27 protein-coding genes and 4 tRNA genes are annotated in these 26,780 nt (G+C 55.4%); 15 read left to right on the forward strand and 16 right to left on the reverse strand.

Annotated elements, in window-relative coordinates; translation table 11 throughout:
* Nucleotides 1-94 precede the first annotated feature (94 nt).
* Nucleotides 95-457, forward strand: a complete 363-nt coding sequence (locus FZF21_RS15135; protein ID WP_015572232.1) for a YfeC-like transcriptional regulator — start codon at nucleotides 95-97, stop codon at nucleotides 455-457.
* Nucleotide 458: 1 nt separating this feature from the next.
* Nucleotides 459-845, forward strand: a complete 387-nt coding sequence (locus FZF21_RS15140) for a YfeC-like transcriptional regulator (RefSeq protein WP_017383469.1) — start codon at nucleotides 459-461, stop codon at nucleotides 843-845.
* A 51-nt stretch (nucleotides 846-896) separates the two neighbouring features.
* On the opposite strand, the gene gltX is transcribed toward FZF21_RS15140, so the two are convergent.
* On the reverse strand, nucleotides 897-2,312 hold the full coding sequence (gltX, locus tag FZF21_RS15145; protein WP_047737512.1) for a glutamate--tRNA ligase: 1,416 nt from the start codon (nucleotides 2,310-2,312) through the stop codon (nucleotides 897-899).
* Between the two features lie 258 nt (nucleotides 2,313-2,570).
* Between gltX and FZF21_RS15150 the strand changes: the two genes are divergently transcribed.
* The 5 genes from FZF21_RS15150 to FZF21_RS15170 all read left to right on the forward strand — a co-directional run bounded on the left by FZF21_RS15150 (nucleotide 2,571) and on the right by FZF21_RS15170 (nucleotide 3,427).
* Nucleotides 2,571-2,646, forward strand: a tRNA-Val gene (locus FZF21_RS15150).
* A 41-nt stretch (nucleotides 2,647-2,687) separates the two neighbouring features.
* Nucleotides 2,688-2,763, forward strand: a tRNA-Val gene (locus FZF21_RS15155).
* Between the two features lie 29 nt (nucleotides 2,764-2,792).
* A tRNA-Val gene (locus tag FZF21_RS15160) sits at nucleotides 2,793-2,868 on the forward strand.
* 4 nt (nucleotides 2,869-2,872) lie between these two features.
* Nucleotides 2,873-2,948, forward strand: a tRNA-Lys gene (locus FZF21_RS15165).
* 137 nt (nucleotides 2,949-3,085) lie between these two features.
* Nucleotides 3,086-3,427 (forward strand): FlxA-like family protein, encoded by a 342-nt coding sequence (locus FZF21_RS15170; RefSeq protein WP_017383471.1) that lies wholly within the window; start codon nucleotides 3,086-3,088, stop codon nucleotides 3,425-3,427.
* Here FZF21_RS15170 and FZF21_RS15175 read toward each other — a convergent pair.
* Nucleotides 3,418-4,359, reverse strand: a complete 942-nt coding sequence (locus FZF21_RS15175; protein ID WP_033487403.1) for a LysR family transcriptional regulator — start codon at nucleotides 4,357-4,359, stop codon at nucleotides 3,418-3,420. The genes FZF21_RS15170 and FZF21_RS15175 overlap by 10 nt on opposite strands.
* An 89-nt stretch (nucleotides 4,360-4,448) precedes the next feature.
* Here FZF21_RS15175 and FZF21_RS15180 point away from each other — a divergent pair, with 89 nt between their 5' ends.
* Nucleotides 4,449-5,444, forward strand: a complete 996-nt coding sequence (locus tag FZF21_RS15180; RefSeq protein ID WP_015572227.1) for a bile acid:sodium symporter family protein — start codon at nucleotides 4,449-4,451, stop codon at nucleotides 5,442-5,444.
* On the opposite strand, the gene FZF21_RS15185 is transcribed toward FZF21_RS15180, so the two are convergent.
* The 3 genes from FZF21_RS15185 to zipA form a co-directional block, all read right to left on the reverse strand.
* Nucleotides 5,441-5,656, reverse strand: a complete 216-nt coding sequence (locus FZF21_RS15185) for a DUF3820 family protein (protein ID WP_003861328.1) — start codon at nucleotides 5,654-5,656, stop codon at nucleotides 5,441-5,443. The genes FZF21_RS15180 and FZF21_RS15185 overlap by 4 nt on opposite strands.
* A 1-nt stretch (nucleotide 5,657) precedes the next feature.
* Entirely contained in the window at nucleotides 5,658-7,673 is a 2,016-nt protein-coding gene (ligA, locus tag FZF21_RS15190; protein WP_017383473.1) for an NAD-dependent DNA ligase LigA, read from the reverse strand.
* Between the two features lie 68 nt (nucleotides 7,674-7,741).
* Nucleotides 7,742-8,737, reverse strand: a complete 996-nt coding sequence (gene zipA, locus FZF21_RS15195; protein WP_015572226.1) for a cell division protein ZipA — start codon at nucleotides 8,735-8,737, stop codon at nucleotides 7,742-7,744.
* A 229-nt stretch (nucleotides 8,738-8,966) separates the two neighbouring features.
* On the opposite strand from zipA, the gene cysZ reads away from it, so the two are divergent.
* From cysZ to crr, 5 genes are all read left to right on the forward strand, one after another.
* The gene (cysZ, locus tag FZF21_RS15200) at nucleotides 8,967-9,728 is read left to right on the forward strand and encodes a sulfate transporter CysZ (RefSeq protein WP_006811452.1); all 762 of its coding nucleotides are present in this window, start codon (nucleotides 8,967-8,969) and stop codon (nucleotides 9,726-9,728) included.
* A 163-nt stretch (nucleotides 9,729-9,891) separates the two neighbouring features.
* Nucleotides 9,892-10,863, forward strand: coding sequence for a cysteine synthase A (cysK, locus tag FZF21_RS15205; protein WP_047737516.1), 972 nt, complete (start codon nucleotides 9,892-9,894; stop codon nucleotides 10,861-10,863).
* Between the two features lie 317 nt (nucleotides 10,864-11,180).
* Nucleotides 11,181-11,438, forward strand: a complete 258-nt coding sequence (gene ptsH / locus FZF21_RS15215; protein WP_000487600.1) for a phosphocarrier protein Hpr — start codon at nucleotides 11,181-11,183, stop codon at nucleotides 11,436-11,438.
* A 45-nt stretch (nucleotides 11,439-11,483) separates the two neighbouring features.
* Nucleotides 11,484-13,211 carry a phosphoenolpyruvate-protein phosphotransferase PtsI gene (ptsI, locus tag FZF21_RS15220; RefSeq protein ID WP_006811455.1) on the forward strand — a complete coding sequence of 576 codons (1,728 nt, stop codon included), beginning with the start codon at nucleotides 11,484-11,486 and terminating at the stop codon, nucleotides 13,209-13,211.
* A 40-nt stretch (nucleotides 13,212-13,251) separates the two neighbouring features.
* Entirely contained in the window at nucleotides 13,252-13,761 is a 510-nt protein-coding gene (gene crr / locus FZF21_RS15225; RefSeq protein ID WP_003861316.1) for a PTS glucose transporter subunit IIA, read from the forward strand.
* Between the two features lie 44 nt (nucleotides 13,762-13,805).
* Here the strand turns inward: crr and pdxK are convergent, their stop codons facing one another.
* The 10 genes from pdxK to FZF21_RS15275 form a co-directional block, all read right to left on the reverse strand.
* Complete coding sequence (gene pdxK, locus FZF21_RS15230) at nucleotides 13,806-14,642, reverse strand: pyridoxine/pyridoxal/pyridoxamine kinase (protein ID WP_015572224.1); 837 nt, start codon at nucleotides 14,640-14,642, stop codon at nucleotides 13,806-13,808.
* Between the two features lie 5 nt (nucleotides 14,643-14,647).
* Nucleotides 14,648-15,559: a cysteine synthase CysM gene (gene cysM, locus FZF21_RS15235; protein ID WP_032671795.1), complete on the reverse strand. Its 912-nt coding sequence runs from the start codon at nucleotides 15,557-15,559 to the stop codon at nucleotides 14,648-14,650.
* Between the two features lie 118 nt (nucleotides 15,560-15,677).
* The gene (gene cysA, locus FZF21_RS15240) at nucleotides 15,678-16,772 is read right to left on the reverse strand and encodes a sulfate/thiosulfate ABC transporter ATP-binding protein CysA (protein WP_047057290.1); all 1,095 of its coding nucleotides are present in this window, start codon (nucleotides 16,770-16,772) and stop codon (nucleotides 15,678-15,680) included.
* Nucleotides 16,762-17,637 (reverse strand): sulfate/thiosulfate ABC transporter permease CysW, encoded by an 876-nt coding sequence (gene cysW / locus FZF21_RS15245; RefSeq protein WP_149121256.1) that lies wholly within the window; start codon nucleotides 17,635-17,637, stop codon nucleotides 16,762-16,764. Before cysW ends, cysA begins: the two co-directional genes overlap by 11 nt.
* A complete protein-coding gene (gene cysT / locus FZF21_RS15250) occupies nucleotides 17,637-18,470 on the reverse strand; it encodes a sulfate/thiosulfate ABC transporter permease CysT (protein WP_047057292.1) in 834 nt (277 codons plus the stop codon). The genes cysW and cysT overlap by 1 nt, the downstream gene beginning before the upstream one ends.
* Nucleotides 18,470-19,483 (reverse strand): sulfate ABC transporter substrate-binding protein, encoded by a 1,014-nt coding sequence (locus FZF21_RS15255; protein WP_047737519.1) that lies wholly within the window; start codon nucleotides 19,481-19,483, stop codon nucleotides 18,470-18,472. Before FZF21_RS15255 ends, cysT begins: the two co-directional genes overlap by 1 nt.
* Before the next feature lie 176 nt (nucleotides 19,484-19,659).
* Nucleotides 19,660-20,559: a Dyp-type peroxidase gene (locus FZF21_RS15260; protein ID WP_017383480.1), complete on the reverse strand. Its 900-nt coding sequence runs from the start codon at nucleotides 20,557-20,559 to the stop codon at nucleotides 19,660-19,662.
* 92 nt (nucleotides 20,560-20,651) lie between these two features.
* Nucleotides 20,652-21,227: an RpoE-regulated lipoprotein gene (locus FZF21_RS15265; protein WP_032102764.1), complete on the reverse strand. Its 576-nt coding sequence runs from the start codon at nucleotides 21,225-21,227 to the stop codon at nucleotides 20,652-20,654.
* Nucleotides 21,228-21,290: 63 nt separating this feature from the next.
* A complete protein-coding gene (locus FZF21_RS15270) occupies nucleotides 21,291-21,740 on the reverse strand; it encodes a DUF2919 domain-containing protein (protein WP_003861294.1) in 450 nt (149 codons plus the stop codon).
* Nucleotides 21,727-22,152, reverse strand: coding sequence for a GNAT family acetyltransferase (locus FZF21_RS15275; protein ID WP_003861292.1), 426 nt, complete (start codon nucleotides 22,150-22,152; stop codon nucleotides 21,727-21,729). The genes FZF21_RS15270 and FZF21_RS15275 overlap by 14 nt, the downstream gene beginning before the upstream one ends.
* Nucleotides 22,153-22,364: 212 nt before the next feature.
* Here FZF21_RS15275 and amiA point away from each other — a divergent pair, with 212 nt between their 5' ends.
* Together amiA and hemF are read left to right on the forward strand one after the other, a co-directional pair.
* A complete protein-coding gene (amiA, locus tag FZF21_RS15280; protein WP_047737521.1) occupies nucleotides 22,365-23,240 on the forward strand; it encodes an N-acetylmuramoyl-L-alanine amidase AmiA in 876 nt (291 codons plus the stop codon).
* Nucleotides 23,240-24,139 carry an oxygen-dependent coproporphyrinogen oxidase gene (gene hemF / locus FZF21_RS15285; RefSeq protein WP_023295114.1) on the forward strand — a complete coding sequence of 300 codons (900 nt, stop codon included), beginning with the start codon at nucleotides 23,240-23,242 and terminating at the stop codon, nucleotides 24,137-24,139. The genes amiA and hemF overlap by 1 nt, the downstream gene beginning before the upstream one ends.
* 79 nt (nucleotides 24,140-24,218) lie before the next feature.
* Here hemF and maeB read toward each other — a convergent pair whose 3' ends face one another.
* Nucleotides 24,219-26,498 (reverse strand): NADP-dependent oxaloacetate-decarboxylating malate dehydrogenase, encoded by a 2,280-nt coding sequence (gene maeB, locus FZF21_RS15290; protein ID WP_023295115.1) that lies wholly within the window; start codon nucleotides 26,496-26,498, stop codon nucleotides 24,219-24,221.
* Between the last annotated feature and the right edge of the window lie 282 nt (nucleotides 26,499-26,780).

Genomic DNA, 26,780 nt, shown 5'->3' on the forward strand with positions numbered 1-26,780 from the left:
GCTCGCAGCCAGGAGTTAAGCTTGTCACGTTTTCACGTAAAACGGTGCTATAAAATGAACCACTAATTAACCCCACAGATATTCAGGAAATTGTATGATCAAGGAACGAATGACGCCAGAAGAGTTAGCCCTGCTGACTGGCTATAGCCGACAGACCATCAATAAATGGGTACGCAAAGAGGGTTGGATTACATCGCCAAAGCCAGGCGTTCAGGGTGGCAAAGCGCGTCTGGTACACGTCAATGAAAAAGTGCGCGACTTTATTCGCAGCGCGCGCAGGGCAACAGAGACGCCGGAACTGCCAGATAAGGCGTACCACGAGGGCTCGCTTCATGCCCTGCTCCTGACGCTGGCGAATGAAATGACGCCGGAAGAGCAAAAGCAGATGACATCGCTGTTACTGCGGGAAGGGATTACCGGCTTGTTACAACGTTTAGGGATTCGCGACCAACGCTGATATGAAAAGATTACGCAGCAAAATGACCACGGAAGAGCTGGCGGACAGTCTGGGCGTAGCCCGACAAACCGTTAATCGCTGGATACGACAGAAGGGATGGAAAACGGAGGGTATCAACGGTGTAAAAGGCGGAAGAGCGAGGGTGATATGTATTGATGCGCACGTTAAGGAGCACATCATTAGTCTTCCCGCCATTCGTAACCGTCGGGCTGTTTACCATGTGGCGGAAAGCCCCTCCCACTACGGCGTGGCAACCTCATCCAGCCTGCTTCCACAAATTATCGACTCGCTGGAAAACATGACGACTGTCGAACAGGAACGTTTGCACAAGTTGCTCGCTCGTGAAGGGTTGCAGGGTTTTCTCACGCGTCTTGGTATTGCTGAATAACAGGCATAAAAAACGGCAGGTTACCCTGCCGTTTTTTGTATTACACGAGTATTACTGCTGGCTTTCACGCTCAGCAATAAAGCCCAGCGCTTTGTTGATACGCGCAACGCTACGTGATTTGCCGATGGCATGAACGGTCACGTCCAGCGCCGGAGACTGGCCTGCCCCCGTCACCGCAACGCGCAGCGGCATACCGACTTTACCCATGCCAATTTCCAGCTCATCAGCGGTAGCCTGAATCGCGTGGTGAACATTTTCCGCAGTCCATTCGTTAATGGCTTCGAGTTTATCACGCACCACTTCCAGCGGCTGACGCGCAACCGGACGCAGGTGTTTCTTGGCCGCGTCGGCGTCGAACGCGTCAAACTCTTCATAGAAGTAACGGCAGCTTTCAGCAATTTCTTTCAGCGTTTTGCAACGCTCGCCAAGCAGCTTCACCAGATCCGCCAGTTCAGGGCCCGTACGGGTATCGATGTTTGCCTGTTCAATGTGCCATTGCAGATAAGTCGCCACATATTCTGGCTGCATGGTATTGATGTAGTGATGGTTCAGCCACAGCAGTTTGTCAGTGTTGAACGCGCTGGCTGATTTGCTGACCGAGTTCAGAGAGAACAGCTCGATCATCTCTTCGCGGCTGAAGATCTCCTGGTCACCATGAGCCCAGCCCAGACGCACCAGGTAGTTCAGCAGCGCTTCCGGCAGATAGCCGTCATCACGGTACTGCATCACGCTCACCGCGCCATGACGTTTGGACAGCTTTTTACCGTCGTCACCGTTGATCATTGATACGTGCGCATACACCGGTACAGGCGCGTTCAGCGCTTTCAGAATGTTGATCTGACGCGGGGTGTTATTGATATGGTCTTCACCACGGATCACGTGAGTGATTTCCATATCCCAGTCGTCCACAACTACGCAGAAGTTATAGGTTGGCGATCCGTCAGTACGACGAATGATAAGGTCATCCAGCTCCTGGTTGCTGAATTCGATCGGGCCACGGATCTGGTCATCAAAGATAACAGAGCCATCCTGTGGGTTAGCAAAACGCACTACGCAAGGCTCATCCGCAGCATGCTCGCTGTGGTCATGGCGGCAACGACCGTCATAACGCGGTTTTTCGCCTTTTGCCATTTGCTCTTCACGCAGCGCATCCAGACGCTCCCTGGAGCAGTAGCACTTATAGGCCGTGCCTGCCACCAGCATCTCGTCAATTACGGCGTTATAGCGGTCAAAACGTTTGGTCTGGAAGTATGGACCTTCGTCCCACGCCAGATTCAGCCAGTTCATCCCATCCATAATGGCTTCAATTGCTTCCGGCGTTGAGCGCTCCAGATCGGTGTCTTCAATACGCAGCACAAACTCACCGTTGTTGTGACGTGCGAAAAGCCAGGAGTAGAGAGCGGTACGTGCACCACCGACATGCAGATAGCCTGTCGGGCTCGGCGCGAAGCGAGTTTTGATTTTCATGAAATGGCCTTACGTTATAAAGATGCCGGTAATCGGCAAATTCCGGGAAGAAAACAATGGGCAATATTCTATCACTGTGGGCCGATTCCTCAATGTCGATCACTTTATCCGGTTCGAGATTGCTGTTTTTGTTTATAAATCATGCGCCACAGTCCGTTTTGCGATCGTTTTGACTAATTTTACGACGAACGAATAAAAACTTTAGAAAATGCGTTGACTCATTTTCAACTCTCCCTATAATGCGACTCCACACAGCGGGGGTGATTAGCTCAGTTGGTAGAGCATCTCCTTTACACGGAGGGGGTCGGCGGTTCGAGCCCGTCATCACCCACCATCTACTTCGGTAGACTCGCAATGTAGATAAGCATTGAGATTGGGCGATTAGCTCAGTTGGTAGAGCATCTCCTTTACACGGAGGGGGTCGGCGGTTCGAGCCCGTCATCGCCCACCATTCTCACCTTATCGCAGCAGTTCCGAAATGGGCGATTAGCTCAGTTGGTAGAGCATCTCCTTTACACGGAGGGGGTCGGCGGTTCGAGCCCGTCATCGCCCACCATTTCGGGTCGTTAGCTCAGTTGGTAGAGCAGTTGACTTTTAATCAATTGGTCGCAGGTTCGAATCCTGCACGACCCACCAATGTAAAAAAGCGCCCTAAAGGCGCTTTTTTGCTATCTGCGATATAGCACATCCCCATTGCAGCCAGACCGCTTGTTTTACTCAAGCTCACGCCTTCTTTGCCGATACCTCTATTTTATGGCGAAAAGGATCTCAATATGACAACTCTTAAGCCCGTTTCTCTGTCGGCGATGGAAATCGGCAGCGTAGATAACAGCTCCGGCGGAAACGACATTGCTTCTCAAATCACCCGTCTGACCAAACAGATAACGAAAGTCACTCAGCAGCTCAAAGAAGTGGCCATGGGTGATGCCACAGCAGAAGAGAAGCAAAAGCAGCAGGAATTACTCGAATCTCAGCTGGCTATGTTGCAGGCACAGCTGGCGCAATTGCAGCGTCAGCAGGCAGAAGAGGCGATGCCAAAACAGGAAAAAGGTCAGGCAGTCGCGGAAGGCATCAATAAGCCCTCCGCGGAGCATCAGATTAATATCTACATCTGATTATTGGTTTCGTTAAAAAGTGGATCGCGTGTGCGGGCCTCCATCAAACGTTCGGCCTGCATACGCACCACATCCCAGCAGGCATGCGCCGCGCCGGAAAGTGACCTGTTTTTACGGCGTACCAGCATCAGCTGGCGTTCGACACAGGGTACGAAACGCTTCACCGTTAAACGACTCCCCTGCGGCAGTGGCAGCGCCAGCGCCGGCAGAACGCTGATGCCAATCCCCGCTTCGACCATCGGGAAGAGCGTGGCAGGATGCCCGATCTCCTGCACAATGGTTGCCTTAACACCCTGCGCGGCCAGTGCGGCATCTATCAGCGGACGGCTGCCTGATGCATAATCCTGTAACACCAGGTTTGCCCCCTGCAAGGCCTGCCAGGCCACCTGTGGCAGCGATGCCAGCGGATCATCATCGCGGCAGAGCAATAAAAAGGGCTCCGAGAGCACCACTTCACATTCCAGGTCGCTTACCGCTCCGGGATCAATAACGATGCCAAAATCCACATCCCCCTGACGGATACTCTCCAGTACCCACTGCTGCGGCCTGTCGTGCAAAACAAAATCGATATCCGGATAGCGGTGATTACTTTCAGCGATACACTGGGGAATAAGATGCGCTGAAATCGTCTGGCTCGCCGCCACTCTCACGGTACCGGAAAGCTGTTGTCCGAGCCGGCCAACATCCCTGAGCGTACTGTTCAGTTCATCCAGCAGCCTTTCCAGTCGCATTGCCAGCTGCTGTCCCGCTTCGGTGAGTACCACTTCTCGCGTCGTACGGTCGAGCAGCTTCACTCCCGTTTGCGTTTCAAGCTCCTTAACGCTATGGCTCACCGCCGACTGGCTGAGGCCAATGATCTCCCCTGCCCGGCTAAAGCTGCGGGCCTGCGCGACGGTGACGAAAACGCGAAGCTGACGTAACGAATAATTCATCTGTTTAATTCATGAATGGATGCAATAAATCAATTTTATTTCTCAAAGGGAAGAAAGCACAATAGCGGCATCTGTTTTCAGGAGTGATTATGAAACTTTTTCGTATCCTTGATCCGTTTACGCTGACCCTGATTGGTGTCGTCTTGCTGGCCTCGTTCTTCCCGGCGCGGGGCAGTTTCGTTCCGGTTATTGAAGGGCTGACCACGGCAGCCATTGCCCTTCTGTTCTTTATGCATGGCGCCAAACTCTCCCGGGAAGCCATTATTGCAGGCGGTAGCCACTGGCGACTGCACCTGTGGGTAATGTGCAGCACCTTTATCCTTTTCCCGGTTCTGGGCGTGCTGTTCGCCTGGTGGGCGCCGGTGAATGTCGATCCGGCGCTGTATACCGGTTTCCTTTATCTGTGCATTTTACCGGCCACCGTGCAGTCCGCTATTGCCTTTACCTCGCTGGCGGGCGGTAACGTCGCGGCGGCGGTCTGTTCTGCTTCCGCTTCCAGCCTGCTGGGGATCTTTGTTTCACCGCTGCTGGTCGGTCTGCTGATGAACATGCACGGTGCGGAAGGCAATCTGGAGCAGGTGGGTAAAATTTGTCTGCAACTGCTGCTGCCGTTTGTGCTCGGACACTTATCCCGTCCCTGGATTGGGGCGTTTGTGGCGAAACATAAAAAATGGATCGGGAAAACGGACCAAAGCTCAATTCTGCTGGTGGTTTACACGGCCTTCAGCGAAGCCGTGGTGAACGGCATCTGGCACAGGGTGGGCGCTGGATCGCTGCTGTTTATTGTGGTGGTAAGCATCGTTCTGCTGGCCATTGTCATCGCGGTTAACGTCTTTGTGGCCCGCAAATGCGGCTTCAATAAAGCCGATGAAATCACCATTGTATTTTGCGGATCGAAAAAGAGCCTCGCCAACGGGATCCCAATGGCCAATATTCTGTTCCCGACGTCCGTCATTGGGATGATGGTGTTGCCGCTGATGATTTTCCATCAGATCCAGCTGATGGTATGTGCAGTACTGGCGCGGCGTTACAAGGCGCAGACGGAAAAGCTGGCGCAGGAAGAGACCCGCGCCGCGAAAGTTTAAGGACGTTTCAGGGGCTGAACCAGCTGGGTCAGCCCCTCCGTTTTGATCAGTAACGTGATAGCCATCAGTTCGCCCAGACGCCCGGCGGGGAATTCATCCTTACGGGCAAACCACAGCAGATACTCTTCCGGTAAATCAATCAGCCTGCGGCCCTTATATTTACCGAACGGCATCTCCGTATTGGCGATCTCAACGAGCTGCTCTTTTTCCACGTCACTCTCCTAACAGGCGCATCATTTCCGCTTCATCGATCACCTCGATGCCAAGCTCCTGCGCTTTTGCCAGCTTCGAACCGGCCGCTTCCCCGGCAATCACCAGGTCGGTTTTCTTCGATACGCTTCCCGCCACTTTTGCCCCCAGCGCCACCAGGCGCGCTTTCGCGTCATCGCGCGAGAGCTGGCTCAGGCTGCCGGTCAGCACCACCGTTTTACCGGCAAACGGGCTGTCGATCTCTTCGGCATTAACCACTACCGGTGCAGGCCAGTGAATGCCCTGTTCCAGTAATTTACCGATCACTTCACGGTTGCTCTCTTCGGCGAAGAAGTTGAAAACATGGGTAGCGACCACAATGCCGACATCAGGGACTTTCTGTAGCTCGTCGATGGTGGCTTTCTCCAGCGCGTCCAGCGTGCCGAAATACGCCGCCAGCCCTGCCGCTGTCGCCTCGCCGACTTCACGAATGCCGAGCGCGTAAAGGAAACGGGCAAAGGTGGTGTTTTTGGCCGCCTCGAGCGCGTTAACGATGTTCTGGGCAGATTTTGGCCCCATACGATCAAGACCGGTCAGCTTACCTGCCGTCAGGGTAAAGAGGTCCGCTGGCGTATGGACGTACTCTTTCTCAACTAACTGGTCGATAATCTTGTCACCCATTCCGTCGACGTCCATCGCCCGGCGGGAGACAAAGTGCTTCAGGGACTCTTTACGCTGCGCGCCGCAGATTAACCCGCCCGTACAGCGCGTTACCGCTTCACCTTCCACGCGCTCAACGTCCGAACCACATACCGGACAGTGGGCTGGAAACTCGATGGCACGGGTATCGGCAGGACGTTCAGACTCAACAACGTTAACCACCTGTGGGATCACGTCGCCCGCGCGGCGAATCACCACTTTGTCACCAATGCGCAGGCCCAGGCGGGCAATTTCATCGGCGTTATGCAGCGTGGCGTTACTTACCAGCACGCCAGCCACCTGCACAGGCTCCAGACGCGCCACAGGCGTAATCGCCCCCGTACGCCCTACCTGAAACTCCACGTCGCGAACGAAGGTCATCTGCTCCTGCGCCGGGAACTTAAAGGCTACCGCCCAGCGCGGCGCACGGGCCACAAATCCTAACTGTTCCTGCAACGCCAGCGAGTTAACCTTGATCACCACGCCATCAATATCAAACCCGAGCGTGGGACGATCCTCTTCAACCTTGTGATAGAACGCCAGCACCGCCTCCGGAGAGTCGCAGAGCTGCACGCGGTTGCTAACCGGTAACCCCCACTCTTTGAACTGCATTAAACGACCCAGGTGAGTATCTGGCAGGTCACCGCCTTCCAGGATCCCGACGCCGTAGCAGAAGAAAGTAAGCGGTCGCTTCGCGGTGATTCGTGGATCGAGCTGACGCAGCGAACCTGCCGCCGCGTTACGCGGGTTTGCAAACACTTTCCCACCGGTACGACGCGCTTCTTCGTTGATCTTCTCGAAGCCCGCCTGCGGAAGGAACACTTCCCCGCGCACTTCCAGCCGGGCGGGAATGTTATCGCCACGCAGTTTCAGCGGGATCGCACGAATAGTGCGCACATTAGTGGTGATGTCTTCCCCGGTAGTGCCGTCGCCGCGCGTTGCGGCACGCACCATCACGCCGTTCTCATAAAGAATGCTAACGGCCAGACCATCCAGCTTTAGCTCGCAGCACCAGCTCAGATTGTCGATGCTCTTCAGGCGATCCTGCACACGCTTGTTGAAAGCCAGAAAACTCTCTTCATCAAACACGTTATCCAGCGACAGCATCGGCACTTCATGGCGCACCTGGCTGAAAGCGCCCAGCGGTTCCGCGCCGACGCGCTGCGTTGGGGAATCGGGCGTAATCAGTTCGGGGTGCTGCGCTTCCAGCTCGCGCAGTTCACGCATCAGGCGGTCATATTCCGCATCCGGCACTTCCGGTGCGTCCATAACATGATAGAGATATTCATGATGGCGAAGCGTGGTTCGCAGTTCAGTAAGTTGTTGTTCGATTGAGTCCATATCGCACCATCAATGAGAAAAACCCCCGACAGGCGGGGGTTGAGGAGGAGGTGAAGTTAACGCGACGATTACGCGTTCGCTTCCTTAACTTCGCGGATGCGGTCCTGATACTCGCGCAGTTTCTGCGGCGTCATCATTCGACGCTGATCGTCGAGCACCACACCGCCCACTTCGTCGGCGATGTGCTGAGCGGACTGTAGCATCAGCTTAAAGTTTTGCAGCTCGTCACCGTAGGACGGCACCTGCATAAAGATCGTAACCCCCGGCGTGACGAAATCACCGGTCATTTCCGGGTCAAACGTGCCTGGATTGACCATATTGGCCAGGCTAAACAGCGCCGGACCGCTACCGTCAGGACTCAGGTGGCGATGGAAAATATTCATGTCGCCGAACTTGAAGCCTGCCTGTTGGATGCTGTTAAGCAGCACGTCACCGTTCAGATGGGTGCCATGATGAGCAGCCACGTTCATGATGATCACTGCTTCTTTACGCTGCGGCTTTTCAACAACCGGTTCTGGCTCTGCGACCGGCTCTGGCTCAACGCGCGGAGCGGGCTGTGGCGCAGGCGGTTCAGGCTGCGGCTGCGGTTGTTGTACCGGCTGCGGCTGCTGAACAGGCTGTGGCTGATGCACTGGCTGTGCAGGCTGTTGCACAGGTTGCGGCTGTACAGGCTGTGGCGCAACGGGCTGCTGTTGCACAGGCTGCTGCGGCGGATGACGAACAGGTTCTTCCACTGGCGGCGGCGCTGGCTGGCGCGGCTGGGCAGAAGCATACGGTGGTTGATACTGGTGCTGCGGAGCGCGGGGGGCTTCATGCTCTCCATGCGCTGCGCCGGGCGCAGTATTGACCCGATGAACACGAACTTCACCCACGCCGTCGTCGTCAGGACCGTCGATGTCGTCTTCAACGTCATCGTCGTCACGACTGGACTTCATGCGCTTCAGTGGACGATCGCGAAACATAGAGGAACGCTCTTTACGGCTGGTCCAGAAACCATGTACCAGTAAAGCGATTATGGCGATCGCGCCAACAATGATTAATATCAGACGCAAATCCTGCATCATTATATTCTCTGTTGTTCTAACACCTTGCCACCACGGCAAACATTTACTCACTAAGAGTATTTGCCGTTTACGTCAAGTGCAAGTGTATGCAGAGCATTCACAGCATAAAGATGAACTAAATCGTGCTTTTTGCTGGTTTTTCGAACATTTCCGAACTGGTCATTGGCCCGTAACTGGATAATATAGGCGGGCAATTCCACTGGTTGTGTAAAAAGGAGTACAGCCTGGTATGGTTTCAACATCTTCTTCTGCCCCACGCAGCGGGGTCTGGTACTTTTCTCAGGGCTGGAAACTGGTCTCCCTGCCGGGCATTCGACGCTTCGTTATTTTGCCGTTACTGATCAACATTATTCTGATGGGCGGGGCCTTCTGGTGGCTGTTCACCAGACTGGAAAGCTGGATCCCTTCCCTGATGAGCTATGTGCCGGACTGGTTACAGTGGCTAGACTACCTGCTCTGGCCGATTGCGGTTATCTCCGTGCTGCTGGTTTTCGGCTATTTCTTTTCGACGATAGCAAACTGGATAGCCGCGCCGTTCAACGGTCTGCTGGCCGAACAGCTGGAAGCGCGCCTGACCGGTGCGACGCCACCTGACACGGGCGTACTGGGGATCGTGAAAGATCTCCCCCGCATCATGAAGCGTGAATGGCAGAAGTTCGCCTGGTACCTGCCGCGGGCGATTGTGCTGCTTATTCTTTATTTTGTACCCGGGATTGGCCAGACGGTCGCGCCCGTGCTGTGGTTCCTGTTCAGCGCCTGGATGCTCGCTATCCAGTACTGTGATTATCCGTTCGATAACCACAAAGTGCCGTTTAAAGAGATGCGCACTGCCCTGCGCACTCAGAAGGTTGCCAACATGCAGTTTGGCGCGCTGACCAGCCTGTTCACCATGATCCCTTTCCTGAATTTGTTCATCATGCCCGTTGCCGTTTGCGGCGCGACGGCGATGTGGGTGGACTGCTACCGTGCTAAGCACGCGTTATGGAAGTAATGCAAAAATGTGTAAAAGAGGGGTGGCTTATGCCGCCCCTTATTCCATACTGATCCCCATTATTTCCTTGCAGCATATAGATATGCGATTTCCTTACTTCCCCATACCTGTTCAACAGGTATGCTGGGTCGGTATCCCAATTTCATACAGTTAAGGACAGGCCATGAGTAAGATTTATGAAGACAACTCGCTGACTATCGGTCATACGCCCTTGGTTCGACTGAACCGTATCGGTAATGGACGCATTCTGGCGAAGGTCGAATCTCGTAACCCAAGCTTCAGCGTTAAATGCCGTATCGGTGCGAATATGATTTGGGATGCTGAAAAGCGTGGCGTGCTGAAACCTGGCGTTGAGCTGGTTGAACCCACCAGTGGCAATACCGGTATCGCTCTGGCCTATGTTGCGGCGGCGCGTGGCTATAAGCTGACGCTGACTATGCCTGAAACCATGAGCATTGAGCGTCGTAAGCTGCTGAAAGCGCTGGGTGCGAACCTGGTCCTGACCGAAGGCGCAAAAGGCATGAAGGGCGCGATTCAGAAGGCCGAAGAAATTGTTGCCAGCGATCCGACAAAGTATCTGCTGCTCCAGCAGTTCAGCAACCCGGCCAACCCGGAAATTCATGAGAAAACCACCGGCCCGGAAATCTGGGAAGATACCGACGGTCAGGTTGATGTGTTTATCTCCGGCGTAGGCACCGGCGGTACGCTGACCGGTGTGTCTCGCTATATTAAAGGCACGAAAGGTAAAAAAGATCTGATTACCGTTGCCGTTGAGCCAACCGACTCACCGGTTATCGCTCAGGCGCTGGCAGGCGAAGAGATCAAACCTGGCCCACACAAAATCCAGGGTATCGGCGCTGGCTTTATTCCAGGCAACCTGGATCTGAAGCTGATCGATAAAGTCGTCGCCATTACCAATGAAGAAGCCATCTCCACGGCGCGTCGCCTGATGGACGAGGAAGGCATTCTGGCGGGTATCTCTTCCGGTGCGGCGGTTGCGGCAGCCCTCAAACTGCTGGAAGATGAAACCTTTACCAATAAGAACATTGTGGTTATCCTACCGTCTTCGGGTGAGCGTTACTTAAGCACAGCACTGTTTGCCGATCTCTTCACAGAGAAAGAACTGCAACAGTGATGCCAGCATGTTAAAAACGCGTAAAAAAGCACCTTTTCAGGTGCTTTTTTGTGGCCTGCTTCAAAGTTTTACCCCTCCTGGCATTGCTTCACCCCGTTGGGTCTGGTATTTAAACCAGCAATTATTTTGATGCGCGAAATTAATCGGTGAACGAAATAGCGCTGCTGAATCGATTTTATGATTTGGTTCAAGTCTTGCTTTCACTGCATAATGTTTAATGACGATTGAAACGTCAGCGCTAACTATACAGGCTAAAGTTAAGTCGCCAGGCTAGACTTTAGTTCCACAACACTAAACCTATAAGTTGGGGAAATACAATGTTCCAGCAAGAAGTTACCATTACCGCTCCGAACGGTCTGCACACCCGCCCTGCTGCTCAGTTTGTTAAAGAAGCGAAAGGCTTCACTTCTGAAATCACTGTGACTTCCAACGGCAAAAGCGCTAGCGCAAAAAGCCTGTTCAAGCTGCAAACTCTGGGCCTGACTCAGGGTACCGTTGTTACCATCTCCGCTGAAGGTGAAGACGAGCAGAAAGCAGTTGAGCATCTGGTTAAGCTGATGGCTGAACTCGAGTAAGTTTACCGGGTTCTTTTCAATATCAGTCACAAGTAAGGTAGGGTTATGATTTCAGGCATTTTAGCATCCCCGGGTATCGCTTTCGGCAAAGCATTGCTGCTGAAAGAAGACGAAATCGTCATTGACCGGAAAAAAATTTCTGCCGACAAGGTTGATCAGGAAGTTGAACGTTTTCTGAGCGGTCGTGCCAAGGCATCTGCGCAACTGGAAGCGATTAAAACTAAAGCTGGCGAAACTTTCGGTGAAGAAAAAGAAGCCATCTTCGAAGGGCACATTATGCTGCTCGAAGATGAGGAGCTGGAGCAGGAAATCATAGCCCTGATTAAAGATAAAGGCATGACGGCCGACGCGGCTGCGCATGAAGTTATCGAAGGTCAGGCATCTGCCCTGGAAGAGCTGGACGATGAATACCTGAAAGAACGTGCGGCTGACGTACGTGACATCGGTAAGCGCCTGCTGCGCAACATCCTGGGTCTGGCCATCATCGATCTGAGCGCGATTCAGGACGAAGTCATCCTGGTTGCCGCTGACCTGACCCCGTCTGAAACCGCACAGCTGAACCTGAACAAGGTGCTGGGTTTCATTACAGATGCAGGTGGACGTACCTCCCACACCTCAATCATGGCGCGTTCTCTGGAGCTGCCAGCCATTGTGGGTACCGGTAGCGTTACCTCCCAGGTTAAAAACGACGACTATCTGATTCTGGATGCCGTAAACAATGTGGTTTACGTCAACCCAACTAACGATGTGATCGAGCAGCTGCGTTCCGTTCAGGAGCAGGTTGCTACCGAGAAAGCGGAACTTGCTAAACTGAAAGATCTGCCAGCTATCACGCTGGACGGCCATCAGGTTGAAGTGTGCGCTAACATCGGTACCGTACGTGACGTTGACGGCGCTGAGCGCAACGGCGCGGAAGGTGTAGGTCTGTATCGTACTGAATTCCTGTTCATGGATCGCGACGCTCTGCCAACGGAAGAAGAGCAGTTTGCAGCGTACAAAGCGGTTGCGGAAGCGTGCGGCTCGCAGGCTGTAATCGTCCGTACCATGGACATCGGTGGCGACAAAGAGCTGCCGTACATGAACTTCCCGAAAGAAGAGAACCCGTTCCTGGGCTGGCGTGCCGTGCGTATCGCCATGGATCGCAAAGAGATCCTGCGTGACCAGGTTCGCGCTATTCTGCGTGCCTCCGCTTTCGGTAAACTGCGCATCATGTTCCCGATGATCATCTCTGTTGAAGAAGTGCGTGCACTGAAGAAAGAGATCGAAATCTACAAACAGGAACTGCGCGACGAAGGTAAAGCATTTGACGAATCCATTGAGATCGGCGTGATGGTGGAAACACCGGCAGCCGCGACCATTGCGCGTCATTTAGCCAAAGAAGTTGATTTCTTTAGTATCGGTACCAATGATTTAACGCAGTACACCCTGGCAGTTGACCGTGGTAATGATATGATTTCACATCTCTACCAGCCAATGTCACCGTCCGTACTGAATTTGATCAAGCAAGTTATTGATGCTTCTCATGCAGAAGGTAAATGGACTGGCATGTGTGGTGAGCTTGCAGGCGACGAACGTGCTACACTTCTGTTGCTGGGTATGGGTCTGGACGAATTCTCTATGAGCGCCATTTCCATCCCGCGCATTAAGAAGATTATCCGTAACACGAACTTCGAAGATGCGAAGGTGTTAGCAGAGCAGGCTCTTGCTCAACCGACAACGGACGAGTTAATGACGCTGGTTAACAAGTTCATTGAAGAAAAAACAATCTGCTAATCCACGAGATGCGGCCCAATTTACTGCTTAGGAGAAGATCATGGGTTTGTTCGATAAACTGAAATCTCTGGTTTCTGATGACAAGAAAGACTCCGGAACTATTGAGATTGTTGCTCCGCTCTCCGGCGAGATCGTCAACATCGAAGACGTGCCGGATGTAGTGTTTGCTGAGAAAATCGTTGGTGATGGCATTGCTATCAAACCAACTGGCAACAAAATGGTTGCTCCAGTTGACGGCACCATCGGTAAAATTTTTGAAACCAACCATGCGTTCTCTATCGAATCCGATAGCGGTATCGAACTGTTCGTTCACTTCGGTATCGACACCGTTGAACTGAAAGGCGAAGGCTTCAAACGTATCGCAGAAGAAGGCCAGCGTGTTAAAGTTGGCGACCCGGTAATTGAATTCGATCTGCCGCTGCTGGAAGAAAAAGCGAAGTCTACCCTGACTCCGGTTGTTATCTCCAACATGGACGAAATCAAAGAACTGATCAAACTGTCTGGCAGCGTCACCGTGGGTGAAACCCCGGTTATCCGCATCAAGAAGTAATTCTTGCCGCACAGAAAAATGGCGCCTTCGGGCGCCATTTTTGTTTATGCCGGCAGGATAAGCTCGTCATAGCCTTTCGACTGCGTATAGATCATAACGTCAGTCACCCGATCGCCCGCCATGCGAATGGCATCGGCAACGGTTTTCCCTCCCACAATGCCGCTGACCAGCTCCGAACAGAACAGATCGCCCGTTCCTTTCAGATCCGTCTCTACGCGCGGGTGCGCGCTTACGGTAACACCTTCTTCGCTCACCAGCACAACGTGGATATTCTGCGGATCGTCAGACACTGGCGCACTGGTGATCGCTACCCATTTCAGCGAGTCGGACAGCAGCCCCTGCGCGGCGGCAATGGCGCTCTCCGGCGTACGGCACGGTTTGCCGCTCAGCACTTCCAGTTCATACACGTTGGGCGTAATGCCCTGGGCCAGCGGGAGCAGATGCTCACGGTAGGCTTCAGGAATATCCGGCTTCACGTACATCCCGCTATCGATATCCCCAATTACCGGGTCGACCAGCACCAGCAGATCGGGATGTTGCACTTTGATTGCCTTCAGCCACTGCGCCAGCAGCGCGATCTGGCTGGCGCTGCCCATATAGCCGGTGGTGACCGCTTTAAGCTCGCGCAGGATCTCGCGCTCTTCCAGCGCCTTAAGGTAGCCGCTGAACCACTCGTCCGGGATCACCCCGCCGTAGAAGGTGTCGTAGTGCGGCGTATTGCTGAACAGCACCGTTGGCACGGCGGTAACGTTCAGCCGGTGGGTGCGAATATTCGGCACCGCGATGCTGTTTCCCACGCTGCCGTACACCACCTGCGACTGTACGGCGACAATATCGGTTTGCTGCGCCCGGGTGTTATCCCGGAATAAAATCATCTCCATGACGCTTAAATCCCCGCCCCCTGCGAATAACTCTCTTCACCAAAGACGCCGGTAGACAGGTAACGGTCGCCGCGATCGCAAATAATCGCTACGACCACCGCTCCCGGCGTGGACTCGGCCACCCGGATCGCGCCCGCTACGGCACCGCCAGAGCTGACGCCGCAGAAGATACCTTCACGCACGGCCAGCTCACGCATGGTATTTTCCGCCTCGCGCTGATGAATATCCAGCACCTGGTCCACAAGCTGCGCATTAAAGATGCCCGGCATATACTCCGCCGGCCAGCGGCGGATGCCCGGAATACTGCTCCCCTCTTCCGGTTGCAGGCCGACAATCGTCACCGGCTTCTCCTGTTCGCGCAGAAAGCGTGACACACCGGTGATCGTGCCCGTGGTCCCCATGCTGGAGACAAAGTGGGTGATGCGCTCGTCGGTTTGCTGCCAGATTTCCGGGCCAGTGGTGGTGTAGTGCGCGTACGGGTTGTCCGGGTTGTTGAACTGGTCGAGAAGCTTGCCTTCCCCGCGCTCCGACATCGCTAACGCTAAATCTCGCGCCCCTTCCATCCCCTGCTCTTTGCTCACCAGAATCAGCTCGGCTCCATAGGCGCGCATGGCGGCCCGGCGCTCCTGGCTCATGTTATCCGGCATCAGCAGCTTCATGCGGTAGCCTTTCAGGGCGGCAATCATCGCCAGCGCAATTCCGGTATTTCCGCTGGTGGCCTCAATGAGCACGTCGCCTGGCTTAATTTCACCGCGCTTCTCGGCCTGGACAATCATCGACAGTGCCGCCCGGTCTTTCACCGACCCCGCCGGGTTATTGCCTTCGAGTTTGACCCAGATTTCGCTGCCGTTATCAGGCCCCATGCGCTGAAGTTTGACCAGAGGGGTGTTGCCGATGGTGTGTTCGAGTGTATTCACGATTTTTACTCAATAAAAAAGCCGGGTGGCGCTTAGCTTACCCGGCCTACAAGACGCAGTGATAACTGTAGGCCCGGTCAGCGCAGCGCCACCGGGCGATAAACATACTAATAACCTATCAGGCTGACTCCGCCAGAGCAATATCCTCGCGCGTTTCAATGCGCTCGTTACCGTGATAAATGCGCGCGTGTTGCAGCCCCACAAAAAGACGCTCCCCCCGGTGCGGCGGCTCGTCGTCACGCATAACCACGCTCAGCGGCTCGGTATACCAGCCCAGGGGTTGTACCACTAATTGGGTGTAGTGCCCTTTAGGGCTAGCTTCCAGCACCTGCACCGGAAGCGGTGAATCCAGGCTGGTACGGCGGCTGACGTCCACTTCCCACGGACGCAGGAACAGATCCACCGGCCCCTGATGCGCGGAGGTATACCCCAGCGGCCAGCGGTGCGCGCCAACGTGGAACTGACCGCCGCGAATGGTGCCCTGAAGGCGGTTTACTTCCCCCATAAACTCCAGCACAAAGCGGGTCGCCGGTTCACGCCAGAGCTGCTCTGGCTCGTCAACCTGCTCAATGTTGCCCTGACTCATCACTACCACGCGATCGGCCACTTCCATCGCCTCTTCCTGATCGTGGGTCACGAAAACGCTGGTGAACTGGAGTTCCTCATGCAGCTGACGCAGCCAGCGGCGCAGCTCTTTTCGCACCTGTGCATCCAGCGCGCCAAACGGTTCGTCCAGCAGCAGGATTTGCGGTTCAACGGCTAACGCACGCGCCAGCGCCACGCGCTGCTTCTGCCCGCCGGAAAGTTGAGCCGGGAAGCGGTCCGCCAGATGCGCAAGCTGCACCATCTCCAGCAGTTTGGTCACTTTCGCTTTGATGGCGGCGGCATCTGGACGTTCACGACGCGGCAGCACGGTCAGGCCAAACGCGATGTTGTCGAATACCGTCATGTGGCGGAACAGCGCATAATGCTGAAATACAAAGCCCACTTTACGGTCGCGGGCGTGCAGGCGGCTAACGTCCGTACCGTGGAAGCGAATATGTCCGCTGGTCTGGTGTTCAAGCCCGGCGATAATACGCAGCAGCGTGGTTTTACCGGAGCCAGACGGCCCCAGCAGCGCCACCATTTGTCCGGAAGGGATATCCAGCGAGATATCATTCAGCACCTGGGTGCGACCAAAAGACTTCTTAATATTGGCAATCTCAATGCTCATGATTTCCCTCCTGATGCTGACGTTTTTCCTGATTCTCTAAACGCCACTGCACCATACTCTTCAAAAACAGGGTCAAAATCGCCATCAGCGTCAGCAACGCTGCGGCAGTAAAGGAACCGACGGTGTTGTAGTCCTGTTCCAGTAATTCAATCTGTAACGGCAGCGACAGGGTTTCGCCGCGAATCGAGCCGGATACCACCGACACCGCGCCAAACTCACCGATCGCACGGGCGTTGGTCAGCACCACGCCGTAAAGCAGTGCCCAGCGGATATTCGGCAGCGTGACGCGGCGGAACATCTGCCACCCGGAAGCGCCGAGCAGCACCGCGGCTTCATCTTCATGGCTGCCCTGGCTGAGCATCACCGGCACCAGCTCGCGCACCACGAACGGACAGGTGACAAAGACGGTCACCAGCACCATTCCCGGCCAGGCGAACATGATTTGCAGGTCGTGCTCATCCAGCCAGCCGCCCAGCGGGCCATTGGAGCCGTAGAAGAGCAGATAAACCAGACCCGCCACCACCGGAGACACCGCAAACGGGATATCCAGCAGGGTCAGCAGCAGCTGACGCCCCGGGAAGTTAAAGCGCGTTACCAGCCAGGCCAGCAATACGCCAAACACCAGATTCACCGGGACGGTGATCAGGGCAATCATCACCGTCAGCCAGATGGCGTGGAGCATGTCCGGATCGGCCAGGTTTTGCAGCGCGGGCATAATCCCTTTGCTGAAGGCCTGCACGAAGATGTACACCATCGGCACGACGAGAATGAATGCGGAGACCAGCACGCCGGTACCAATCAGAAACCATTTGCCCCAGTTGATGCGGGGCGCGTCATAGCGCTTCAATTGCGTAACTTCCGCCATCAGTGACCTACCACACGTCGACCAAAGCGACTTTGCAGAGTGTTAATCGAAAACAGTAGCAGCAGCGACGCGGCAAGGATCACCGAGGCAATCGCGCTCGCGGCCGGATAATCAAACTCCTGCAAACGGACAAAAATCATCAGCGAGGTCACTTCGGTTTTCCACGCGATGTTCCCGGCGATAAAAATGACCGCGCCAAATTCACCGAGGCTGCGGGTAAAGGAAAGCGCCACCCCCGCCAGCAAGGCCGGAGAAAGTTCCGGCAGCACAACCTTAAGAAAACTCTGCCAGCGCGTGGCGCCCAGGGTCTCCGCAGCCTCTTCGTATTCGGGGCCTAACTCTTCCAGCACCGGCTGCACGGTACGTACCACAAACGGGATGCTGGTAAAGGCCATCGCCACCGCGATACCGATCCAGGTATAGGTCACTTTAATATCAAACTTCGCCAGCCATTCGCCGTAAAAGCCGTTCACGGAGAACAGCGACGCCAGCGTCAAACCGGCCACAGCCGTCGGCAGGGCAAACGGCAGATCCATCAGGGCGTCGAGCAGCGTGCGGCCCGGGAAGCGATAGCGGGTTAAGATCCATGCCATCAGCAGGCCAAACACGCCGTTAAAAATCGAGGCCACGAATGCAGACAGCAGCGTGACCTTGTAGGCCGCCACCACCTGCGGGTTGGTGACCACTTCCCAGTACTGGGACCAGCTCATCTCAGCGAGCTGCATCACCAGAGCGCTGAGCGGTAACAATAAAATCAGACAGACGAACAGCAGGCTGGTCCCGAGGCTTAAGGTAAAACCCGGCAGCACACGTCTTGTTGATCCTGCAAACATTACTTACGCCCCGCCGCCAGCAATTTGTCTAACTCACCGCCGCTGGCAAAATGCGTTTTCATCACCTCAGGCCAGGCGCCGAAATGATCTTCCACGCGGAACAGCTCGGTCTGCGGGAATTTGTCTTTCAGCTTGTTCATCACGTCCGGATTATTAACGCGGTAGTAATAGTCAGTAATCACCGTCTGCGCCTGCGGGCTGTACAGATAGTTGAGATAGGCTTTTGCCGCTTTCTCAGTGCCGTTGGCTTTGACGTTTTTATCCACCCACGCCACCGGGAATTCGGCCAGAATGTTGGTTTTCGGGATAACCACTTCGAAGCCCTGCGCTTCGTACTGTTTACGAATATTGTTCACTTCGGATTCAAAGCTGATCAGCACGTCGCCCAGCCCGCGCTCGGCGAAGGTGGTGGTTGCGCCCCGGCCGCCGGTATCAAACACTTCGACGTTTTTCAGGAACTGGGTCATAAACTGTTCGGTTTTCGCTTTATCGTTACCGTCAGCTTTGTCCGCCGCGCCCCACGCCGCCAGATAGGTATAACGCGCGTTGCCGGAGGTTTTCGGATTCGGGAAAATCAGCTTGACGTCAGAACGCACCAGGTCGTTCCAGTCGTGAATGTTTTTCGGGTTGCCCTTGCGCACCAGGAAGCCCATGGTGGAGTAGAACGGCGAACTGTTGTTCGGCAGGCGGCTTTGCCAGTCCGCCGGGATCAGCTTGCCTTTGTCGTGCAGGATCTGCACGTCCGTGACCTGGTTGTAGGTCACCACATCCGCTTTCAGCCCCTGCAAAATGGCCAGCGCCTGCTTGGATGAGCCAGCGTGCGACTGTTTGATGGTCAGCTTGTCGCCGCTGTTATCTTTCGCCCACTGCTGTTCAAATGCGGGATTAAGGGCGGCAAACAGCTCGCGTGAAACATCATAAGAACTGTTCAGCAACTCGGTTGCCTGCGCCTGCGCCACCAGCAGTAAACCTGCCAGTGCCAGCGATCCTTTTTTCAGTACAGTAACGGCCATTGCGCACCCTTATAAATGTGATGACTATCTTATAGTCATAATATTTATAACGGAGTCTAAAGGAGTAACGGTTTTATATACCGTTTGGTGATTTAGAAGCAGAAAAGGGAATAAGGGGTGCGGGAGAAATTGCCGGGTGGCGCTAACGCTTACCCGGCCTACGAATGGAGAGCGATTTACAGCGCCAGCAGGCGCTCAACGGACGGCGCAAAGTAGTAGCCGCCGGTCACCGGACGGGTGAAGCGCAGCATGGCGTCACGCTTGCCGTCGGTATCGCCAAACATGCTCAGCAGCTGCTGTTCGATGTTGTAGAGGCGTGCACAGTAAGCGCAGAAGTACAGGCCGTGCGTACCGCTCGCGGTGCCGTACGGCAGGCTCTGGCGAACAATCTTCAGCCCCTTACCGTCTTCTTTAAGGTCAACGCGGGTCAGGTGGGACGTGACCGGACGCGCATCGCCGTCAATCTCTTCATTGGCGTCTTTGGTGCGGCCAATCATCATCTCCTGGTCATGCACGCTCATGCGGTTAAGCTGCCTGAGGTTATGCTCCCAGCGCTGGACGAACACGTAGCTGCCGCCCGCGTCCACGCCATCCTTGATTACAGCCACCTCGCGACGCGTCTCTTCCCCGGCCGGGTTTTCGGTGCCGTCGACGAAGCCGCTCAAATCGCGCTCTTCCACCCAGCGGAAACCGTGGATCTCTTCCTGCACGTCGATGCTGTCACCAAAGGCCTCAATCGCTGCCTGAGCGACGGAGAAATTCACGTCATGGCGCAGGGAGAGGATATGGATCAGGACGTCATACTGGGTGGCGGGCGCAAGACCTTTGCCATAAGGAATAAAGTCTTTCAGCTCTTCTGCGCCTTCGCCGCCGCTCAGCTGACGCCAGACGGTGTTGCCAAAGGCAACCACCGCGCCCAGATGGGCTTCGGGGAATTTGGCCTGAAAGGTGGCCAGTTTATCAACGAAAATTTTGCTGGCCGCGCGCAGGGCATCCACGTCCCCTTTGACGTTGGCTTCAATCCAAATCGCCGCGCGGCAATGTTCTGGCAAAATGCCACTCTGAACCTGAGACATCGCTCCTCCTGAAAAAAAGATGCCACGACAGCGTGGCATTGATGGCGGCTATTATACCTGGATTTCAGCGAGGCGGCTTGCTCAGGCGCAAATTACTGCTTCCAGATAATTTTGCTCACTTTCCACTTTTTCAGGGTGTCGTCAGACGGCATTAACCCTTCCGGACCGTTCCAGGCGCCGCTGAATACATAGCTAATGTGCTGGCTGCCGTCGGCCTTACACTCGACCGCCACGCTGTCATCCGACGGCACGCTGGCGCAGTGGCCAAACGCTTTCTGGTAGAGCTCGCCAAACGGCGTACCTACCTTCACGCCACCTGAGGTCGGAATCTCTTCATCCATCACCGCAATGCGGTTGACCGTACCTTTATCGCCGTTGATGACCATCGCCACCTTGTCGTCTTTCAACGCTTCGAAATAGCGCACGATGTTGCCGTTCTCGGTTTTCATGCCGCTGCGCAGGCGATAATCACTGCCGATGGCCTCCTGAATGGCATCCTGATCCAGCGCCGTCGAGGCGGTGATTTTGCCCACGCCCTGCTCGGTCACTTCCGTTGAGGAGCCAAACCAGTTCCACGGATAGGCCGCAGACCAGTTGATGGATGAGAGCGTGGAACAGCCGGTTAACGCCAGCGGGAGAGCGCATAAAAGTAAACGCAGCGATTTCATTGAGACGTCCTTACGTAATAAATCAACGCTTGTTGGAGTGCAGTATCGGCAAAAAGTGCCGTTTTAATCTGACTCTTGCGTAAAACAGGCGCGTAAACGGGGGTTCGTGACCAGCCACAGCAGCGCGACAATATCCGCCACCACCAGCGCAATCCCGATACCGGAAAGCGGCTCGCCGTACAGCCAGAGCACGGGCTGCCAGACCAGGAGCACAACCTGCGCCAGAATCAACAGCCAGCGAAGCGCGCGCCAGAAGCGCGGGAGGAACTGCCGCCGACCGCTGCACAGGAACGCCAGCACCGCCGGTACACCGGGCAGTAACCCCAGCCAGAACGCATCGTGATCGGGATAAAAGAGATTCAGTAGCGTATCGCCCTGCCCGCGTGACGCGCCAGCCATCACGAACAGCACCCAGGTGCGGGCCTGCAACAGCAGAACGCACCAGAATAAAAAAGGCAGACGCAGACGACCGTGAACATCATAGTCGCCAGGGTGGAACTCAGTACTCTTCATCTTCGATCAGGCGCTTACCCAGCGTCAGTACATCCGCGTGCTCATAGCCCAGACGTTCATACATGCCCAGCACCACGTCGTTATCTTCCCGCACCATAATCTGGATTTTCGGGCAGCCACGGGCGATCAGTTTCTTTTCCAGACGGTTAAGCAGCGCGTTGGCGATGCCGCGCGCGCGATATTCCGGGTGCACGCCCAGATAGTAGGCCGACCCGCGGTGGCCGTCGTACCCGCCCATTACCGTCCCGACCACCTCGCCGTTGACCTCAGCGACCAGAAACAGACTGACGTCGTGATTCACCTTCCGTTCGATGTCCATTTCCGGATCGTTCCACGGACGCAGCAGATCGCAGCGCTCCCAAAGGGTGATCACCTCTTCGAAATCTTCCTGGCGAAAAACGCGTATCTCCATGGTATTAACCGCCTTTTCGGGTTTAAAAACAGTGATTATGGCGTGAACAGGGCATTTAGCCAATAACCGGGGAAAAACTCGCCAAAATTTGGCATAATGTCACTTTGTCACGTATTGAAATGAAAAGTAAAACAATTCTCAATAAGGAATGTCGTCACGCAAAACGCGATACGATATAACACCAGGACCCCAATTTTTACAATTCAGGCCGCATGAGCACATTCAAACCATTAAAAGCACTCACATCGCGTCGTCAGGTTCTCAAAGCGGGGCTGGCGGCCTTAACGTTAACAGGCATCGTAAAGCAGGCTCAGGCAAAAGAAGAGAGCTCGCTTAAAACCAGTAACGGACACAGCAAGCCGAAAACCAAAAAAGCCGGCGCAAAGCGTCTGGTCATGCTCGATCCGGGCCACGGCGGGATCGACACCGGCGCCATTGGCCGAAACGGGTCGAAAGAAAAACACGTCGTGCTGGCAATTGCAAAAAATGTGCGCGCAATTTTACGCAGCAACGGCATTGACGCCCGCCTGACGCGCACGGGCGACACGTTTATCCCGCTGTACGATCGCGTGGAAATTGCCCATAAGCACGGCGCCGACCTGTTTATGTCTATTCACGCGGATGGCTTCACAAACCCTTCCGCCGCAGGCGCATCGGTGTTCGCCCTCTCCAACCGTGGCGCCAGTAGCGCCATGGCGAAATACCTCTCCGATCGCGAAAACCGGGCGGATGAAGTGGCCGGGAAAAAAGCCACCGACAAAGACCATCTGTTGCAGCAGGTTCTGTTTGATCTCGTGCAGACCGATACCATCAAAAACAGCCTGACGCTCGGCTCGCATATCCTCAAACGGATTAAGCCCGTGCACCGTCTGCACAGTAAAAGCACCGAGCAGGCCGCGTTTGTGGTGCTGAAGTCCCCGTCCATTCCGTCCGTGCTGGTTGAAACCTCGTTCATTACCAACCCGGAAGAAGAGCGTTTACTCGGCACCACGGCGTTTCGTCAGAAGATCGCGAACGCTATCGCCTCCGGGGTCATCAGTTATTTCAACTGGTTCGATAATCAAAAAGCGCACTCCAGGAAACGTTGATGAAACCGAATGCACAGCTGGTCAAAACTTTCCTGATGCAGCTACAGGACGCGATTTGCCAGAAACTGGCCGCCGCAGACGGCGGTGAATTCCAGGAAGATGCCTGGCAGCGCGAAGCGGGCGGCGGTGGACGCAGCCGCGTGCTGCGTAACGGTGGCATTTTTGAACAGGCCGGGGTCAACTTCTCCCACGTCCACGGTGATGCAATGCCGGCGTCCGCCACGGCGCATCGGCCTGAACTGGCGGGCCGCAGCTTCGAGGCGATGGGCGTCTCGCTGGTGGTGCATCCGCATAACCCGTTTGTGCCAACCAGCCACGCCAACGTGCGCTTTTTCATCGCGGAAAAACCGGGGGCCGATCCGGTCTGGTGGTTTGGCGGCGGTTTCGACTTAACGCCTTACTATGGCTTCGAAGAGGACGCCGTGCACTGGCACACCACCGCGCGCGACCTCTGCCTGCCGTTCGGCGAAGACGTTTACCCGAAATACAAAAAGTGGTGCGATGATTATTTCTATCTGAAGCATCGCGACGAGCAACGCGGCATCGGCGGGCTGTTCTTTGACGATCTCAACACGCCGGATTTTGATACCGCGTTCAGCTTTATGCGCGCAGTGGGTGAAGGCTTTACCGATGCCTATCTGCCGATTGTCGAACGCCGCAAAAACACCGACTACGGCGTTCGCGAGCGTGAGTTCCAGCTGTACCGCCGCGGGCGTTACGTGGAGTTTAACCTGGTATGGGATCGCGGGACGCTGTTTGGCCTGCAAACCGGTGGGCGCACGGAGTCCATTCTGATGTCGATGCCGCCGCTGGTGCGCTGGGAATACAGCTTTGAACCCAAAGAAGGCAGCCCGGAGGCTGCCTTGCGTGATTTTATTCGGGTTCGGGACTGGGTGTAACTGCCGGATGACGCTGGGCTTATCCGGCCTACGAGTCCCGTAGGTCGGGTAAGCGAACGCGCCACCCGACATAAAGCGCTTACAGCGGCTGCGTCTGTGCCTCAACCACCGCCAGCGCTACCATGTTGACGATACGACGCACGGAGGCAATCGGCGTTAATACATGTACCGGTTTTGACACCCCCATCAGCACTGGCCCTACGGTCACCCCTTCAGAACTCGACACGCGCAGCAGGTTATAGCTGATACGCGCCGCTTCCACGTTCGGCATAATCAGCACGTTCGCGGAGCCTTTCAGCGGGCTGTCCGGCATACGTTCATTACGAATGCTCTCCACCAGCGCGGCGTCGCCGTGCATCTCGCCGTCGATCATCAGTTCCGGCGCACGCTCGCGCACCAGGTCCAGCGTCTGGCGCATTTTGCACGCCGCCGCGGATTTGGATGACCCGAAGTTAGAATGCGACAGCAGCGCCACTTTCGGCTCGATACCAAAGCGGCGCACGGTTTCCGCCGCCATCACGGTGATTTCCGCCAGTTCGTCCGGGGAAGGATCGTCGTTGACGTAGGTATCGGCGATAAAGGTGTTACCGCTTGGCAGCAGCAGTGCGTTCATTGCGCCGGCAGTATGGACACCCTCGCGATAGCCGAAGATCTCCTGCACCACGCTGAAATGCTCATGGTACTCGCCGATGGTGCCGCAGATCAGCGCATCCGCCTCACCGCGGTGAACCATGATCGCGCCGATCACCGTGGTGTTGCTGATCACCGCTCGCTGCGCCTGCTCCTGGGTGATCCCGCGACGCTTCATAATCGAATAGTATTCGTTCCAGTACTCTTTGAAGCGCGGATCGGATTCGTTATTGACGATCTCAAAGTCGACGCCCGGCTTAATTTGCAGGCCCAGCTTCTGGATACGCATCTCGATCACGCTCGGACGACCAATCAGGATCGGTTTCGCCAGCCCTAAGGTGATCAGCTCCTGCGTGGCATGCAGCACGCGCGCCTCTTCCCCTTCCGCCAGCACCACGCGCTTCGCGTCAGCGCGCGCCTGGGAGAAGATCGGCTTCATAAACAGGTTGGTTTTGTAGACGAACTCGGTGAGTTTATCGACGTAGGCATCGAAATCTTCAATCGGCCGCGTCGCCACGCCAGAGTCCATCGCCGCTTTGGCCACCGCTGGCGCGATCTTCACGATCAGACGCGGGTCAAATGGTTTAGGGATAATGTAGTCCGGGCCGAAGCTCAGATCCTGATCGCCGTAGGCGGAGGCCACCACTTCGCTCTGCTCGGCGTGCGCCAGCTCTGCGATAGCATGAACGGCGGCAAGCTTCATCTCTTCGTTGATTGCCGTAGCGCCAACGTCCAGCGCACCGCGGAAGATGAACGGGAAGCAGAGCACGTTGTTCACCTGGTTCGGGTAGTCCGAACGTCCGGTACAGATGATCGCGTCTTCACGCACTGCCTTCGCCAGCGGCGGCAGAATTTCCGGCTCCGGGTTCGCCAGGGCCAGGATCATTGGCGCGCGCGCCATCTTCTGCACCATCTCCTGGGTCAGTACTTTCGGGCCTGAACAGCCGAGGAAAATGTCGGCACCTTCAATGACGTCTTCTAGCGTGCGCTTGCCGTCGTCTTCCACCGCATAGGCCGCCTTGGTTTCCGCCATGTTTGGCTCGCGGTCTTTGTAAATCACGCCTTTGGAGTCGCAGACCACGATGTTGTGTTTCTGCATGCCCAGCGCCACCAGCAGGTTCATACAGGCGATGGCCGCGGCGCCAGCGCCGGAGACCACCATGCGCACGTCGGAGAGGTTTTTCTCCACCACACGCAGACCGTTCAGAATGGCGGCGGTACTGATAATCGCCGTGCCGTGCTGGTCGTCATGGAACACGGGAATGTTCATACGCTCGCGCAGCTTCTGCTCGATATAGAAACATTCCGGCGCTTTGATGTCTTCCAGGTTGATGCCGCCGAAGGTCGGCTCCAGCGCCGCCACCACGTTGATGAATTTATCCGGGTCCAGTTCGTCCACTTCGATATCGAAGACGTCGATACCGGCAAATTTCTTAAACAGAACGCCCTTCCCTTCCATCACCGGCTTACCGGCCAGCGCGCCAATGTTCCCTAACCCCAGTACCGCCGTACCGTTAGAGATAACGGCCACCAGGTTGCCACGGGCGGTGTATTTGTACGCTGCCAGCGGATCTTTTTCGATTTCAAGGCACGGGGCAGCTACGCCTGGCGAGTAGGCCAGCGCCAGATCGCGCTGGGTCGCCAGCGGTTTGGTCGGGGATACCTGGATTTTACCCGGAACAGGAAACTCGTGAAAATCGAGAGCGCTTTGTTTTAACTGATCATCCATCTTGTTATTCCTTTCACGTTTCGGTCAAAAAGGGTGATGTTGACGTTCCTATGCACACCCTGGTGTGCCGCATAGTATCGCCGCAGGCAGGCTCCTAAACTTTGAAGGCTGCCAAACTCTCACCATTGCAGAATAAAAATTGTTATCAATTTATAACAGCCATGTTACCCGTCTCAGACAGCAATGCCTCCCCCGTCTGCTATGCTTTTTTGTTAAGTCCATCATGATTTTCTCAGAAGTGTGACCTGACGCACTCGACTAACTCTTTTATTTCCAAGGAGT

The organism is Enterobacter sp. LU1 (genome assembly GCF_008271405.2).
In the GTDB taxonomy this organism is placed as follows: Bacteria; Pseudomonadota; Gammaproteobacteria; order Enterobacterales; family Enterobacteriaceae; genus Enterobacter; species Enterobacter hormaechei_C.